Source organism: Streptomyces sp. MP131-18 (genome assembly GCF_001984575.1).
Classification (GTDB): Bacteria; Actinomycetota; Actinomycetes; order Streptomycetales; family Streptomycetaceae; genus Streptomyces; species Streptomyces johnsoniae.
The window spans coordinates 4,535,337-4,550,095 of sequence record NZ_LZNS01000001.1 but is presented as its reverse complement, the minus strand read 5'-3'; the positions used below and the strand labels follow the sequence as shown (position 1 = coordinate 4,550,095).

The 14,759-nt window shown below is 71.3% G+C and carries 15 protein-coding genes; 8 read left to right on the top strand and 7 right to left on the bottom strand.

Annotated elements, in window-relative coordinates:
• Nucleotides 1-39: 39 nt before the first annotated feature.
• Both STBA_RS20625 and STBA_RS20620 read right to left on the bottom strand, forming a co-directional pair.
• The gene (locus STBA_RS20625; RefSeq protein WP_077060670.1) at nucleotides 40-876 is read right to left on the bottom strand and encodes a helix-turn-helix domain-containing protein; all 837 of its coding nucleotides are present in this window, start codon (nucleotides 874-876) and stop codon (nucleotides 40-42) included.
• 237 nt (nucleotides 877-1,113) lie between these two features.
• Nucleotides 1,114-2,001, bottom strand: coding sequence for an NAD(P)-binding domain-containing protein (locus STBA_RS20620; RefSeq protein WP_077060669.1), 888 nt, complete (start codon nucleotides 1,999-2,001; stop codon nucleotides 1,114-1,116).
• 51 nt (nucleotides 2,002-2,052) lie between these two features.
• On the opposite strand from STBA_RS20620, the gene STBA_RS20615 reads away from it, so the two are divergent.
• Complete coding sequence (locus tag STBA_RS20615) at nucleotides 2,053-2,403, top strand: helix-turn-helix domain-containing protein (RefSeq protein ID WP_077063461.1); 351 nt, start codon at nucleotides 2,053-2,055, stop codon at nucleotides 2,401-2,403.
• A gap of 127 nt (nucleotides 2,404-2,530) precedes the next feature.
• Here the strand turns inward: STBA_RS20615 and gap are convergent, their stop codons facing one another.
• From gap to STBA_RS20600, 3 genes are all read right to left on the bottom strand, one after another.
• Nucleotides 2,531-3,529, bottom strand: coding sequence for a type I glyceraldehyde-3-phosphate dehydrogenase (gene gap / locus STBA_RS20610; RefSeq protein WP_077060668.1), 999 nt, complete (start codon nucleotides 3,527-3,529; stop codon nucleotides 2,531-2,533).
• 124 nt (nucleotides 3,530-3,653) lie between these two features.
• The gene (locus STBA_RS20605) at nucleotides 3,654-4,610 is read right to left on the bottom strand and encodes a helix-turn-helix domain-containing protein (RefSeq protein WP_077060667.1); all 957 of its coding nucleotides are present in this window, start codon (nucleotides 4,608-4,610) and stop codon (nucleotides 3,654-3,656) included.
• A 182-nt stretch (nucleotides 4,611-4,792) separates the two neighbouring features.
• Complete coding sequence (locus STBA_RS20600; RefSeq protein ID WP_077063460.1) at nucleotides 4,793-5,194, bottom strand: RidA family protein; 402 nt, start codon at nucleotides 5,192-5,194, stop codon at nucleotides 4,793-4,795.
• A 97-nt stretch (nucleotides 5,195-5,291) separates the two neighbouring features.
• On the opposite strand from STBA_RS20600, the gene STBA_RS20595 reads away from it, so the two are divergent.
• Complete coding sequence (locus tag STBA_RS20595; protein WP_077060666.1) at nucleotides 5,292-6,266, top strand: WYL domain-containing protein; 975 nt, start codon at nucleotides 5,292-5,294, stop codon at nucleotides 6,264-6,266.
• 103 nt (nucleotides 6,267-6,369) lie between these two features.
• Here STBA_RS20595 and STBA_RS20590 read toward each other — a convergent pair whose 3' ends face one another.
• Nucleotides 6,370-7,269 carry an aminoglycoside phosphotransferase family protein gene (locus STBA_RS20590; protein WP_077060665.1) on the bottom strand — a complete coding sequence of 300 codons (900 nt, stop codon included), beginning with the start codon at nucleotides 7,267-7,269 and terminating at the stop codon, nucleotides 6,370-6,372.
• A 158-nt stretch (nucleotides 7,270-7,427) separates the two neighbouring features.
• Between STBA_RS20590 and STBA_RS20585 the strand changes: the two genes are divergently transcribed.
• The 6 genes from STBA_RS20585 to STBA_RS20560 all read left to right on the top strand — a co-directional run bounded on the left by STBA_RS20585 (nucleotide 7,428) and on the right by STBA_RS20560 (nucleotide 13,907).
• Nucleotides 7,428-7,787 carry a helix-turn-helix transcriptional regulator gene (locus STBA_RS20585; protein WP_077060664.1) on the top strand — a complete coding sequence of 120 codons (360 nt, stop codon included), beginning with the start codon at nucleotides 7,428-7,430 and terminating at the stop codon, nucleotides 7,785-7,787.
• Between the two features lies 1 nt (nucleotide 7,788).
• A complete protein-coding gene (locus tag STBA_RS20580) occupies nucleotides 7,789-8,271 on the top strand; it encodes a hypothetical protein (RefSeq protein ID WP_077060663.1) in 483 nt (160 codons plus the stop codon).
• A gap of 107 nt (nucleotides 8,272-8,378) precedes the next feature.
• On the top strand, nucleotides 8,379-8,714 hold the full coding sequence (locus STBA_RS20575) for a DUF2516 family protein (protein ID WP_077063459.1): 336 nt from the start codon (nucleotides 8,379-8,381) through the stop codon (nucleotides 8,712-8,714).
• A 108-nt stretch (nucleotides 8,715-8,822) separates the two neighbouring features.
• Entirely contained in the window at nucleotides 8,823-9,443 is a 621-nt protein-coding gene (locus tag STBA_RS20570; RefSeq protein WP_077060662.1) for a DUF47 family protein, read from the top strand.
• A gap of 7 nt (nucleotides 9,444-9,450) precedes the next feature.
• Nucleotides 9,451-10,449 carry an inorganic phosphate transporter gene (locus STBA_RS20565; protein ID WP_077060661.1) on the top strand — a complete coding sequence of 333 codons (999 nt, stop codon included), beginning with the start codon at nucleotides 9,451-9,453 and terminating at the stop codon, nucleotides 10,447-10,449.
• 197 nt (nucleotides 10,450-10,646) lie between these two features.
• Nucleotides 10,647-13,907, top strand: a complete 3,261-nt coding sequence (locus tag STBA_RS20560) for a S8 family serine peptidase (protein WP_253194868.1) — start codon at nucleotides 10,647-10,649, stop codon at nucleotides 13,905-13,907.
• A 63-nt stretch (nucleotides 13,908-13,970) separates the two neighbouring features.
• Here the strand turns inward: STBA_RS20560 and pstB are convergent, their stop codons facing one another.
• A complete protein-coding gene (gene pstB, locus STBA_RS20555; protein ID WP_077060660.1) occupies nucleotides 13,971-14,750 on the bottom strand; it encodes a phosphate ABC transporter ATP-binding protein PstB in 780 nt (259 codons plus the stop codon).
• Nucleotides 14,751-14,759: the final 9 nt, after the last annotated feature.

Here is a 14,759-nt window from a genome sequence, read left to right as displayed (position 1 = left end):
AGGGAACGGAAGCCGACGCGATGGGCGGCCGGTCGGCGACTACCCAGTCCCCAGCAGGACTTCGCCGCGACGCCATGCTGTCGGCGATCGGCCCGTGAACTCGCTCCAGTCCCGGGCGAGATGGGCCTGGTCGGCGTAGCCGGAGACGGTCGCCACATCGGCCCACGGAAGCGGGTCGTGCATGGTGGCCAGTTCGTGCGCGTGCTCGAAGCGCAGAACCCGGGCGAAGGTCTTCGGCGACAGACCCACCTCACCGCGAAACCGCTCGGTGAGGTACCGACGGCTCCAGCCCAGTTCCGCGGCGACCCTGCCAACCTGGACGCGGCCCCGCGCGGCCAGGAGGCGGCGCCAGGCCTCGGCCACCTCGGGGCGCACCCGGGACACGGGGTCGCCGCCGACGCCGCGGCCGACGGCTCGCAGGAGCAACTCGTCCAGCGCGGCGAACCGCGCGGCCCATGTCGTCGCCGCGCGGAGCCGGTCGGCCAGCTCGACGCCGAGCGCTCCGAGAAGCTCGTCGAGTGGGACCAGCCGGTGGGCGAGATCAGCGGCGGGCATGCCGTAGACGGCCCGGGCCCCGAGCGGTGTCAGCGACACCTGCACGCCTTCCTGGCGTCCGTCGTGGTGGATCGCGACGGACCGGCGCATCAGACCGCCGGCCACGCTGCCGAATCGGGCGACCGGTGACCCGTCGTCGACGCCCGCCGCCACCTCCAAAGGGCCGGACAGACTGATCACCGCGGTGAGCACGCGGCCCGGCGGACCGCAGTGCACCCCCGCCGGGAACCCACGAAGATCGAAACCGACATACGAGCCGACGTACCGCCGCAAGGCGGGCGCCGGACGTGCACAGGTCCTGGTGGCCGTATGGTCTTCCACCCTCGCAGTGTACGAACCGGCGGTCGATTGGCAGGAGCCGTTGATCGAGTAGTCGGTGTTCCTGAGCCTGACGGCCTTTCGGCTCCCGTGTCCCTTACCGCTCGTGATCAACGGAGGAGTGCGTCGGCTCAGGGACAGCCACGGGAGAATGAGCGGCATGACACGTCTCCGGGCTCCGTTCGGCAGGACATCCCGAGGTACCGCGCGCTCGTCATCGGGACCGCGAAGCCCGACCGCTCAGCGGCGGGCCATCACCTCGCTGACCCGCAGGAACCCGTCGGCTCCGTGGCCGAGGCCGATGGCGCGGCGGGTCAGCCCCTCGGCCGCGCGCATGACGCCCGCGTCGATGCCGTGCGCCTCCGAGGCGTGCACGATGTGGGCCATGGACGACACCGTCGAGGTCATCGGATTGCCCTCGCCCGAGAACGTTCCGCTGTCCACGTCCTGCGCGCCCTCCTCGAAGAACGGCGGCAGGAGCGCGCCGATACCCCGGGCGAACGGCGCGAGTTCGCGCGCCGTGACCCCCTCCGCCTTCGCCAGCGCCACCGCGTGCGCGTACCCCGCCATCGCGGTCCAGAAGATGTCGAGCAGCGCGAGATCGTAGGCCGCGGCCCGGCCGATGTCCTCGCCGAGGTGGGTGTGGGTGCCGCCCAGCGCGTCCAGCACCGGCCGGTGCTCCTGGTACAGCTCCTGCGGGCCGCTGTGGATGAACACCGCGTCCGGCGTTCCTATGGTCGTGGTCGGCGTCATGATCGCGCCGTCCAGGTAACGGATGCCCTGCCCGGCCGCCCAGGCCCCCAGGTCCCTGGCCCGGTCGGGGGTGTCGGCGGTCAGGTTGACGACCGTCCGGCCGGCGAGCGCCCCGGCGACCGCGGGGCTCCGCAGCACGGCGTCGGCGGCGTCGTAGTTCACGAGGCAGACCACCGTCAACGGGCTCGCGGCCACCGCCGCCTCGGCCGAGGCGGCGCCGGACGCGCCCCGCCCGACCAGCTCCGCGTCGCGCCCCGGCGTCCGGTTCCAGACGGTGGTGCGCAGCCCCGCGCCGAGGAACGCCCCGGCCAGGGCCCGGCCCATCGGGCCGAGACCGAGCACGGTGACGGCAGACTGGTGGGTGTACGAGGACATGAGAAAACTCCCTGCTGCAAGTGGACCTTTGTGATGAAGGGACGGACGGAGATGACGCGCAGCCGCGCCATGGACACGAACGTCTGCGGAGTGACCGCCGCGATCGCCGTGATCGACGGCAAGTGGAAGACCGCCCTCCTGTGGCGGCTCGAATCCGGCCCGCACCGGCCCGGCGCGCTGCGTCGGCAACTGCCGGGCCTCACCGAGAAGGTGCTGACTCAGGCGCTCCGCGAGATGGAGGCCGACGGTCTGGTGCACCGTGAGGTGCACGCCGTGCTGCCGTTGAAGACCGAGTACTCCCTGACCGATTTCGGCCGGGAACTGTCCGAGGCACTGGCCCCCCTGTCCGACTGGGGCCACCGCCGGCTGGAAAGGCTGACCGAGGCCCAGCCGGCCTCCTGACGCATGGCGGACCTCCCCGTCCCCGTCCGGTGCGGGCGGCCGTCCGGCCACCCGCGTTCAGCCTCGCCCGGCCCCTGCCCGCCCACAAGTACCCACAAAAAAGTGGCCACGTCCGGCCGGGGGCCGGTCAGCCGGTGGCAAGGAGTTCGAGCGTGTCGATCACGCGGTGCGAGAAGCCCCACTCGTTGTCGTACCAGGCGACGACCTTGACGTGGCGGCCGTCGACGCGGGTGAGAGCCGAGTCGAAGACCGACGAAGCCGGATTGCCCGTGATGTCGGACGACACGAGCGGGTCCTCCGAGTACTCGAGCACGCCGGCCAGGGGCCCCTCCGCCGCGGCGCGGTACGCGGCCAGCACGTCGCCGCGCGTCACCTCGCGGGCCACGGTCGTGTTGAGTTCCACGATCGAGCCCACCGGAACGGGCACGCGGATCGAGTCGCCCGACAGCTTGCCGTCGAGGCCGGGCAGCACGAGGCCGATCGCCTTGGCGGCGCCCGTCGTGGTCGGCACGATATTGACCGCGGCGGCGCGGGCCCGGCGGGCGTCGCGGTGCGGGCTGTCCTGGAGGTTCTGCTCCTGCGTATAGGCGTGCACCGTCGTCATGAAGCCGTGTTCGATGCCGGCAAGTTCGTCCAGTACGGCGGCCAGCGGCGCGAGCGCGTTGGTCGTGCACGAGGCGTTCGAGACGACCGAGTGCGCGGCCGGGTCGTAGGCGCCGGTGTTGACGCCGAACGCGAGCGTGACGTCGGCGCCGTCCGACGGCGCGCTGACGAGCACCTTCTTCGCGCCCGCCCGCAGGTGGGCGCGGGCGGCCGGGGCCGAGGTGAAGCGGCCGGTCGCCTCCAGCGCGATGTCGACGCCGAGACCGGCCCACGGCAGCCGCGCCGGTTCGCGCTCGGCGAGCACCGAGATGCGGCGGCCGTCGACGAGGAGGACGTTCCCTTCAACGGTCACCGGGCGGCCGAGCCGGCCGGCCGTGGTGTCGTAGGCGAGCAGCCGCGCAAGGGCGGCGGGCTCCGTCAGATCGTTGACGGCGACGACCTCAAGGTCGCTTTCACGCTCGAGCAGCGCGCGCAGCACGTTGCGTCCGATGCGGCCGAATCCGTTGATGGCGATGCGAGTCATGGGCGGTGTCCCTTCGGTATCCCTTCCAGTTCGCCAGTTCGCCACCAATGTCGCGCGCCGCGTCCGGCCACGACAGCGGCGTGATCGCCACGGTCCCCAAGGATCTCGCCACGGGTACGGCGGGCTACTCGTTCCGGGTGAAGGTGCGCCGGTACTCGCTCGGCGTCGTGCCGAGGACACGCTGGAAGTGCCACCGCAGATTGGCACCGGTGCCGAGACCGACATCCGCGGCGATCTGCTCGACGCTGCGCTCCGAACGCTCCAGCAGCTCGCGGGCCAGGTCGATGCGGGCGCGCATGACCCACTGCATCGGCGTGTACCCGGTGTCCTCCACGAAGCGCCGCGAAAACGTGCGCGGCGACACCGCCGCGTGCCGCGCCAGCATTTCCAGGGTGAGGGGCCCGCCGAGCCGGTGCAGCGCCCACTCGCGGGTGGCGGCGAACCGTTCGCCGAGTGGCTCGGGCACACTGCGCGGCACGTACTGCGCCTGGCCCCCGCTGCGGTAGGGGGCCGCGACGAGGCGCCGGGCGGCGTGGTTCGACGCGGCCACCCCGATGTCGCCGCGCAGAATGTGCAGGCACAGGTCGATGCCCGAGGCCGCGCCGGCCGACGTCAGCACGTTCCCCTCGTCGACGAACAGCACGTTCTCGTCCACGCGCACGAGCGGATGCCGGGCCGCGAGCGCCCGCGTGTAGTGCCAGTGCGTCGTGGCGCGCTTGCCGTCGAGCAGGCCCGTGGCGGCGAGCGCGAAGGCACCCGTCGAGATGGCGGCGAGCCGCGCGCCGCGACCGTGCGCGGCGATCAGGGCGTCGACGACGGCCCGCGGCGGGTCGTCCCGGTCCGGGAACCGGTAGCCGGGAACAAAGACAATGTCGGCCCACGCAAGCGCGTCGAGACCGTGGGCGACGTCGTACGACAGCCCGTCGCCGCCGGTCACGAGACCGGGCGCCGCACCACACACCCGCACCTCGTACGGCATGCTCGCGCGGGTCGTGAAAACCTGCGCGGGAATCCCCACATCGAGCGGCTTCGCGCCCTCAAGGACGAGAACGGCGACACGATGCAGGCGGGAGGCTGGCACGGTGGAGAGGGTACGGGTCCTGACCGCCCCGCACACCGCAGCCACCGGTCGTGGACGACGCCCCGCTGCGCGTGGTCGCGCCGGATGCCAAGAGCCGTTCTCGCGGTGGTAACCGCCTCGCAGGCGAGCCGCGTGCGCTCGCCTGCGAGGCGGCCCCGCACCGGAGCGACTGGAGCGACGGGTCAGGGCCGGGCGGCAAGGGCCTCGACCTCGAACAGCACGTCAGGCGCAGCCAGGCTCGCGACACCGATGAGGGTTTGCGTGGGCGGTTTCGTACCCCAGCCCTCCCGCACGGCCCCGGCGATCGGCCCGAGCTTGCTGACGTCGTGGTTCACCACATACGTCCTGAGCTGGACGACGTGGCCGAGGTCGAGCCCATGGGCGGCGAGAGCCACGCCGATGTTGCGGAACGTCTGCTTCACCTGCTCGGTGAAGTCGGTCGAGACAACCGCGCCGTCCGGGCCCGATCCGTACTGCCCCGCGATGAGCACCAGTTCGGTACCTGCGGGAACGGTGGCGGTGTGGCTGTAGCCGAACGGGACCGGGTCGTGCAGACCGTCCGGATTGACGATGGCGTGCGCTATGTGGATCACCTCTCGCGTGCGATGGGTCTTCGTCACACAGCCAAGCCTCCCAACGAATCACGACATCAACTGTCGTGTATTCCTGTAGCGTTTTCGTATGCGCGCCGACCGGTTGGTATCGCTGGTGCTGCTGCTGCGGCAGCACGGTCGGCTGTCGGCGGCGGCGCTGGCCCGCGAGTTGGAGGTATCCACGCGCACCGTGCTGCGCGACATCGAGGCACTGTCCGCGGCCGGTGTCCCGGTCCATGCCGAGCGCGGTCGGCATGGCGGTTTCACGTTGCTGCCCGGTTTCCGGACCGAGCTCACCGGACTGAACCACGACGAGGCACTTGCCCTGCTGGTCGCCGGATCACGGCGCGGCGCGCAGGTATTCGGCCTCGGCTCGGCGCTCGCTTCGGCCATGCGCAAGGTGGTTGACGCGCTGCCAGAAAGCTTTCGGGCCACGGCGGCCGGCGCGGCTCGGCGATTGCTCATCGACCCGGAGACCGACCTGCTCGCGCGCCGGCTGGTCGCCGAGGAGGTGCCCGACACCATAGCGACCGAGGTCCGGCGCGCGGTGTTCGCCGGACACAAGCTGCGCATCCACTACGCGGCTGTGGACCAGCCCCCGAGGTGGCGCACGGTGGACCCGATCGGCCTGGTGACCGTACGCGGCCAGGGTTATCTGCTGGCCACGAGGTCCGGCGCGGACCGCACCTACCGGCTGTCCCGGATCCTGGCCGCCGAGGAACTCGCCGAACCGGCACAGCGACCGGACCGGGTCGATCTGGACCGGGCCTGGCAGGAACGCAGCACGCAGTTCCGGACCGGCGGCGACCAGGTCACCGTGCTGGTACGGGTGGACCCGTCGCGGCGGGAGGACCTGGCGGGCACCGCGCTGGCCGTCCTCGCCGAAGAAGCCGACGCGGACGGCTGGCTACGGCTGGAGGTGACCTTCCAAGACCGGAGACACGCCGAATGGGCACTGTGGCACCTCGCCACGCATGCGGAAGCCCTGGCCCCGCAATGGCTGCGCGACTCCCTGCGCGAGCGCGCCGCCACGATCGCCACCCGCTACGGAGTGTCATCCTGAAAGCGGCCGGCCGGAAGCCCGGCGCAGGGCACGAGCAGACGCCCGTACCGGTGCGGGGGCAGGCGATCGCGTCGACGCCCGAACGCTCAGCCCGAGCCCGAGCTCAGAGCGCGGCGACGGTCTCGTTCGGCGATTCCCATGGACCATCCAGTCGCCTGGTGACCGTGTCGAGTGTCGGCCAAGGAGGGCCGTCGTGCAGCACACGCAGGAGTTCTTCCCCGAACAGCCTCCCATTCGGAAACTCGTCCCCAAGCTCCCAGCGCCACGCTGCGACCATCGCGAGGACGAGCTGTCGGCACTCGTCCAGCAGCCCGTGGTCGATGTCCGGGTAGTGCTCGCAGACCGCCTCGGGAACATGGGCGAGGTCGAACTCGACGGGTCCACGGCAGCACGTCTCAAGGTCGATGAACAACGGGCCGTTTTCCGTGCTGAGCACATTGCCCGGATGCGGCTCGCCGTGGAGCAGCTGCTCCACGGCGCCGCGCTCCTCGATCGCTCGTCGCAGGCTTGCCAGTCTGCCGCCGAGGAAGACGCGTTCCGCGTCGGCGAGCTCCGGCGAACGATCCGGGTCGGCGACGACTTCTTCCGCCTCCGTGATCCGGTCCGTGAACCGTGGGCTCGGCACATCGACCTTGCGCATGCCGGCGTGCAGCAGTTCCAGCGCCTTGGCGCAGTCGACTGGTGAGACACGCGGTGTCACGGGCTCGTAGTAGGTCCACAGCGTCACCGCGAAGCCATCGCGCGTGTACACACGCGGGTCCGCCCGAGGCTCCAAGGGGCACACCGGGCATCCGGCCTCGGCGAGCCGCTGGGCCAGCTCGACTTCGAACCGTGCGACCTCTTGTCCCACAAAGGCGACCCGGGCGAAGACGTCGCATGGCGTCAGCTGCAGTGCCAGCTTGTTCGAGTTGTGGAGCACGGTTGCGCCGCTGACCGGTAGGCCGAACGATGCGGCGGCCGAAGTAGCAGCCGCGATCGCGCGCGTGATGTCGGTCGTCTCCATCCTCGAATCCTGGCACAGACGAGCGAGGGCGACGCCGGCCAGCGTGGCCCGATGCCAACCGTCACGGCCCGGCACGCAGCCGCCGGTCACCTCGGGGCCGTGCTCGCGCTGGTAAGCGGTCGCTTGCAATAGTTAGCGCAATGCCGCACGCTGGAGGCATGGCTTCGCTCGGTGTCGGTGATCTCGGCGCGTTCCTGCGGGAGCAGCGCCGTCAGGCGCAGCTGTCGCTGCGGCAGCTCGCGGAGGCCGCCGGCGTGTCGAATCCCTATCTCAGCCAGATCGAGCGCGGGCTGCGCAAGCCGAGCGCGGAGATCCTCCAGCAGATCGCCAAGGGGCTCCGGATCTCCGCCGAGACGCTGTACGTGCAGGCCGGCATCCTCGACGAGCGGGGGCAGGAGGACGGCGCCGGGCAGCCGCCCGGGGTGCGCGAGGCGGTGCTCGCCGACCCGGGGCTCACCGAGCAGCAGCAGCAGGCGCTGCTCCAGATCTACGACTCGTTCCGCAAGGAGAACCCCTGACATGGCCATCACGGACGACCTTCGCAAAACCCTGACCAGCACCACGCCCGTCTACTTCGCCGCCGGCACGGCCGATCTCGCCGCGCAGAAGCTGCGCGAGCTGCCCGCCACCTTCGACCGGCTGCGCGCCGAGGCGCCCGAGCGGCTGCCGAAGCTGCGCGAGCAGGCGCAGAGCGCGGCGCTCCAGGGCGTCGGGATAGCGCTCGAGTACGCGGTGAAGGCGCGCGAGGCGTACGACGGGCTCGCGGAGCGCGGCAAGAGCGTCGTCGAGCGCCGGCGCGAGACCGCCGAGCCGGAGACGCAGGTCACCGTCGAGCGCGCCGAGCCGGTGACCGAGCCGGTGACCGAGCCCGTCACGGAGCCGGTGACCGAGCCCGTCACCGAGCCAGGCGCGGCGGAGGCGGCCGACGAGTCGCCGAAGCCGCGGGCCCGGAAGACCGCGCCCCGCAAGACTCCGCCGAAGAAGATGCCCCCGCGGGCGTGACCGCGCGGGCGGCGCGGCCGGCCGGGAGGCAGCAGGCATTACGCGCCCGGCATCCCGGCCGGTAGCGTGGGTAGGGACGTCAGCGTACCGACATGGTGGTGGACAGGATGCTGTTGCAAGGATTCAGCTCGATCGTGAGCTTCATCTTCCTGGGGCTGCTGATCCTCAGCGTCTACGCCCTGGTGAACGCGGCTCTCCAGCGCGAGGACGCCTATCGCGCGGCCGACAAGCAGACCAAGCCGTTCTGGCTGGTCATCCTGGGCGTCACGGTTGCGGTGCAGCTGCTGATCCCGTGGCTGCTGCTGGTGCTCGCGGGCGCCATCGCGACCATCGTCTACCTCGTGGACGTCCGCCCGGCCCTCCAGTCGGTGTCCGGCGGCGGGCGTGGCGGCCGGAGCAGCAGCAGCGACGGCCCGTACGGGCCGTACAACGGCGGGCGGTAGCGCACCGGACACCGAGCGTGTCCTGGCCGCACGGCAGGGGTTAGCCGTGGCTTGATTCTGCCCTAGCATCGACGGGGACACCCGCTGATGAACGCCAGAGGAACTGCCGTGCGCTTTCGCCTGACGCCCCGGGAGACAAGCTTCTACGAACTGTTCGCCACCGCAGCCGACAATGTTCTCAGTGGCTCGAAACTGCTGATGGAGCTGCTCGGGGCCGATCCCGCTACGCGCGTGGACATCGCGGACCGGATGCGGGCGGCGGAGCACGCGGGGGACGACGCGACGCACGCCATCTTCCACCAGCTGAACTCGTCGTTCATCACCCCGTTCGACCGGGAGGACATCTACCGCCTCGCCTCGCGGCTCGACGACATCATGGACTTCATGGAGGAGGCCGTCGACCTCGTCGTCCTGTACGAGATCGACGAGCTGCCCAAGGGTGTCGAGCAGCAGATCGAGGTCCTGGGCCGCGCCGCGGAGCTGACCGCGGAAGCCATGCCGCACCTGCGCACCATGCGCAATCTGAACGAGTACTGGATCGAGGTGAACCGCCTGGAGAACCAGGCGGACCAGATCCACCGGAGACTCCTGGCACATCTGTTCAACGGCAGCTACGAGGCCATAGAGGTCATGAAGCTGAAGCAGATCGTCGATGTGCTTGAGGAGGCGGCCGACGCCTTCGAGTCCGTGGCCAACACGGTGGAGACGATCGTGGTCAAGGAGTCCTGAGCACGCCGTGGAGACTCTTTCCCTGGTCGTCGTGATCGGCGCGGCGCTGTTCTTCACCTACACGAACGGCTTCCACGACTCCGCCAACGCCATTGCGACGTCGATCTCCACCCGCGCCCTGACCCCCCGGGTCGCGGTGGGGATGGCCGCCTGTCTGAATCTGGCCGGCGCGTTCCTCGGCCAGGAGGTCGCCGAGACCGTCAGCGAAGGGCTGATCGACGCGCCCACCGGCGACGAGGGCATGATCATCCTCTTCGCCGCGCTGGTCGGGGCCATTGTGTGGAACCTGGTCTCCTGGTACTTGGGCCTGCCGTCCTCCTCCTCGCACGCCCTCTTCGGCGGCCTCGTGGGCGCCGCGCTCGCCGGGACCTCCACGGTGTACTGGGACGGGGTGCTGGCGAAGGTCATCCTGCCGATGTTCCTGTCCCCCGTCATCGGCCTGATCCTCGGCTACCTGGTGATGGTCGCCATCCTGTGGGCGTTCCGGCGGGCCAATCCGCACCGCGCGCAGCGCGGCTTCCGCATGGCGCAGACCGTCTCGGCCGCGGGCATGGCCCTCGGGCACGGGCTCCAGGACGCGCAGAAGACGATGGGCGTGGTGGTGATGGCCCTGGTCATCGCGGACGTCGAGGAGGAGGGCGGCGGCATTCCCGTCTGGGTGAAAATCACCTGTGCCGGGATGCTGTCGCTCGGTACCTACGTGGGCGGCTGGCGCATCATGCGGACGCTGGGCCGCCGCATCATCGAGCTCGACCCGCCGCGCGGCTTCGCCGCGGAGACCACGGCCGCCTCCGTGCTGTACGCGGCCTCGTACATCTTCCACGCGCCGGTCTCCACGACGCACGTCATCACCGCCGCAATCATGGGCTCGGGCGCGACCCGGCGGCTCAGCGCGGTGCGCTGGCAGGTGGCCAAGAACATCGTGCTCGGCTGGTTCATCACCATGCCCGCCGCGGCCGGAGTGGCCGCCGTCAGCTACGTGCTGGTCCACTTCGTTTTCGCCTGAGCCGCACCCCACTGGTTCACAAACCCCTCACCCATCCCCCCGCCCACCCCGCGGGTCCGCGGCCGGTGACCCGGACAGGATTCGGGAGGGGGTGGACGACTCCCCCCTCCCCACACCACTTTCCAGGGGGAAAGTTGACGAAGAAACCGAGAAGAACGCGCATATCGCGTGCCACGACAGCCGCAGCCGGGGCCGTCGTGGCGGCGGCGCTCGCGGCGGGGGCCACCGGCCCGGCAGCCGCGGACCCCGGTTCCGCGGCCACCGCGGAAGCGGCCGACCGCACCGGAGCCGGTGCCGTGTCCGTCACGCTGATCACCGGCGACCGGGTCGTGCTGGACGCGAACGGCGAGGTCACCGGACTTGTCCGCGCCCCGGGCCGCGAGTCGGTACCGGTCCGCGTGCTGAACAGCGGCGAGTTCACCCACGTCCTGCCGGCGGACGTGCTGCCGCTGCTGGAGAACGGGACGCTGGACCGCCGCCTGTTCAACGTCACCGAGCTGAGCCGCGAGGAGTACCGTTCCGCCGACGGGCTCCCGCTCATCGTCACCTACGACGAGGAGCGCCCCCGGGCGCTGAACGACACCGGCGGCACCGCGCTCGACGCCATCAACGGCGAGGCGTTCGCCGTCGCCGACGAGCGGGCCGCGGCCATGTGGGAGACGCTCACGCAGCCCGCCGAGGGCGACCAGCCGCTGGCCGCCGCCCCCGGCATCGCCGCCATCGCCCTGGACGGCATCGCGACGAAGACGCTGACCGAAAGCGTTCCGCAGATCGGCGCGCCCGAGGCGTGGGAGGCCGGGTACGACGGCGAGGGCACCACCATCGCCGTCCTCGACACCGGCGTCAGCAGCGAACACGCCGACCTGGCCGGTCAGGTCGTCGCCGAACAGAACTTCTCCGAGTCCGCGGACGCGGGCGACCGCGACGGCCACGGCACGCACGTCGCCTCCACCGCCGCCGGCACCGGCGCCCACTCGGACGGCGCCTACCGCGGCGTCGCACCCGGCGCCGCGCTGCTGAACGGCAAGGTCCTCGACGACAGCGGCTCGGGCTTCGAGTCGGACATCATCGAGGGCATGGAGTGGGCCGTCGAGCAGGGCGCCGACGTCGTCAGCATGAGCCTCGGCGGCTTCGCCACCGCGGAGATCGACCCGATGGAAGAGGCCGTCAACAACCTCTCCGCCGAGTCCGACGCCCTCTTCGTGATCGCCGCGGGCAACTCAGGACCCGGCGCCGGGACGATCGGCTCGCCGGGCACCGCGGACGCCGCCCTGACCCTGGGCGCGGTCGACAAGTCCGACGTGCTGGCCGACTTCTCCTCCGTGGGCCCGCGCACCCGCGACGGCGCCGTCAAGCCGGACGTCACCGCCCCCGGCGTCGACATCGGCGCGGCCGGGGCCGAGGGCGCCGCCATCTGGGAGTACGGGGAGCCCGTCGCCGACGGCTACGTCGCGATCTCCGGCACCTCCATGGCCACCCCGCACGCCTCGGGCGCCGCCGCGCTCCTCGCGCAGGCGCACCCGGACTGGACCGGCGAGCAGATCAAGGCCGCGCTGACCTCGTCGGCGCAGCCGGGCGACGGCTACAGCGCGTTCCAGCAGGGCTCGGGCCGCATCGACGTGCCTGCCGCGCTCGGCCAGACGGTCACCGCCGACCCGGTGTCCCTCAGCTTCGGCACCGTTCCGTGGCCGCACGAGGACGCCGAGCCCGTGGCGCGGGACCTGACGTACACCAACCACGGCGACACGGACGTCACCCTCCAGCTGTCCGCCACCGGCACCGACCCCGAGGGGAACGCGGCGCCCGAGGGCATGTTCGAGCTGAGCGCCACCGAGGTCACCGTGCCCGCCCACGGCACCGCCACGGTGCAGGCCACCGCCGACACCACGCCGGGCGGTGAGCTGTACGGCGCGTACAGCACGTACATCACCGCGACAGGCGACGCCGGGCAGACCGTCCGCACGGCGGGGGCGGTGGACCGCGAGGAGCAGAAGTTCGAGCTGTCCATCGAGGCCACCGACCGCTCGGGGGCGCCCGCCACCGACTGGTGGGCCACGGTGATCGACATGGAGACGCAGGAGTTCCACGACGTGTCCGGCACGGACGGCACCGGCACGGTGCGGCTGCCCGCCGGGGACTACCAGGTGGACGCCAGCGTCTTCGTCAGCGACGAGGCGGGCGACATCGCCGGCGTCGACTGGCTGGTGCAGCCCGGCCTGACGCTGACCGAGGACACGGCCATCGCCGTGGACGCCTCGACGGCCGAGGAAATCGTGATGACCGTCCCGGACGAGGAGGCCGTGCAGAGCGACCTGACCGTCGGCTACCAGCTGGGGCAGGACGGCGAAACCTCGTTCGACTCGGCCTGGAACGCCACCGGCCTGCCGGAAGGCTTCCGCACCGCGCAGCTCGGCGAGCCGGGCGCCGGCTGGTCGGTCTCCGGCTACGCGGGCGCCACCTGGGAGCGCGAGGGCGTCGAGTACCACGCCGCCGACGTGCAGGAGGGCTCGTTCTACACCGGTCTGACGGATCACACCGAGGCGGCGGACCTGGCGTCGATCACCACGCACGAGGGCGCCTCGCTGCCGGAGCGGACCGGGGTGCTGTTCACCGCCTCCTCGCAGATCGGGTGGGCCTCGGCCACCGAGCACGCGCTGCCGCGCACCACCGAGGTGTTCGTGGACACCGCGGGCGGCGAGTGGCTCCAGGACTTCATGCAGACCGACCCGGAGGCGTTCAGCGTCGCGGGCGGCACGTCCGACTTCACGGCGTACGAGGCGGGCGGCACCTACGAGGCGACGTTCAACGTGGGCGTCTTCGGCCCGGCGCTCGGCGCGGACGACGGCCTGTACCGGCTGGGCAACACCCTCTACGGCGCGATCCGCCCGTTCTCCGACGGCGCGGGGCACCTGGGCTACAGCGCGTACGACAGCGCGAGCACCACGCTGTACCGCAACGGCGAGGAGTTCGCGACCGCGGACGACCTGCTGGACGTCGTGGAGTTCGAACTGCCCGCGGAGGAGGCCGAGTACGAGCTGGTGACGACGGTCTCCAGGGACCCGGCCGGCCCCCTGCCGGTCGCGTCGGTGAGCACGGAGATCACCGTCTCGCACACGTTCACCTCCGCGGCGGGCCCCGAGGACGGGCCGGTGCCGGTCCCGGCGACCGTGGTCCGCTTCACCCCGGAGCTGGCGCTGGACAGCACCTCGCCCGCGGGTGAAACGGTGACCGTTCCGGTAACCGTGCAGGGCGCGGGCGCGGACGGCGAACTGGCCTCGCTGACCGTCTCCTGGTCGGCCGACGGCGGCGAGACGTGGACCGAGGCGCCCGTCGAGGGCGACGCGGTGCAGATCGCCAACCCCGAGGCCGACGGCTCGGTTTCGCTGCGCGCGGCGGCCGAGGACGCGGCGGGCAACACGGTGACGCAGGAGATCATCGACGCCTACCGCACGGCCTGATCCACCGGCGGATGCCCGCCCCCGCTCACTCAGGGGGGCGGGCATCCGCACGCTCCGGCCGGCTCAGCCGAAGCGGCCCGAGATGTAGTCCTCGGTGGCCTGCACCGAGGGGTTGGAGAAGATTTTCTCGGTGCCGTCGACCTCGATCAGCCGGCCGGGCTCGCCGATCGCCGACAGGTTGAAGAACGCGGTGCGGTCGGACACGCGGGCGGCCTGCTGCATGTTGTGGGTGACGATGACGATGGTGAACTGCGCCTTCATCTTGTCGATCAGGTCCTCGATCGCGAGGGTGGAGATCGGGTCCAGCGCGGAGCACGGCTCGTCCATCAGCAGTACCTCGGGCTCGACGGCCGTGGCGCGGGCGATGCACAGCCGCTGCTGCTGGCCGCCGGACAGGCCGGAACCCGGCTTGTTCAGCCGGTCCTTGACCTCGTTCCACAGATTGGCACCGCGCAGGTTCTTCTCGACGATGTCGTCGAGCTCGGACTTGCGGTACTTGATCCCGTTCAGCTTCAGCCCGGCCGCCACATTGTCGTAGATCGACATGGTGGGGAACGGGTTGGGCCGCTGGAAGACCATGCCGACCGTGCGGCGCACGGACACCGGGTCGACGCCGGGGCCGTACAGGTCCTCCTCGTCGAGCAGCACCCTGCCCTCGACGCGCCCGCCCGGCGTGACCTCGTGCATGCGGTTGAGCGTGCGGAGGAAGGTGGACTTGCCGCAGCCGGACGGGCCGATGAACGCGGTCACGGACCGGGGCTCCACCTGAAGGGTGATGCCCTCGATCGCCTTGTGGGAGCCGTAGTACGCGGTGAGTCCCTGGACGTCGATGCGCTTGGCCATGGTGGGGGC

Bases quoted from the DNA above. Each gene is read 5' to 3' on its own strand.
- gap (WP_077060668.1), bottom strand. From the start codon at position 3,529: ATGACTCGCATCGCCATCAACGGATTCGGCCGCATCGGACGCAACGTG.
- pstB (WP_077060660.1), bottom strand. From the start codon at position 14,750: ATGGCCAAGCGCATCGACGTCCAGGGACTCACCGCGTACTACGGCTCC.
- STBA_RS20575 (WP_077063459.1), top strand. From the start codon at position 8,379: ATGCTGTTGCAAGGATTCAGCTCGATCGTGAGCTTCATCTTCCTGGGG.
- STBA_RS20590 (WP_077060665.1), bottom strand. From the start codon at position 7,269: ATGGAGACGACCGACATCACGCGCGCGATCGCGGCTGCTACTTCGGCC.
- STBA_RS20620 (WP_077060669.1), bottom strand. From the start codon at position 2,001: ATGTCCTCGTACACCCACCAGTCTGCCGTCACCGTGCTCGGTCTCGGC.
- STBA_RS20585 (WP_077060664.1), top strand. From the start codon at position 7,428: ATGGCTTCGCTCGGTGTCGGTGATCTCGGCGCGTTCCTGCGGGAGCAG.
- STBA_RS20580 (WP_077060663.1), top strand. From the start codon at position 7,789: ATGGCCATCACGGACGACCTTCGCAAAACCCTGACCAGCACCACGCCC.
- STBA_RS20615 (WP_077063461.1), top strand. From the start codon at position 2,053: ATGACGCGCAGCCGCGCCATGGACACGAACGTCTGCGGAGTGACCGCC.
- STBA_RS20595 (WP_077060666.1), top strand. From the start codon at position 5,292: ATGCGCGCCGACCGGTTGGTATCGCTGGTGCTGCTGCTGCGGCAGCAC.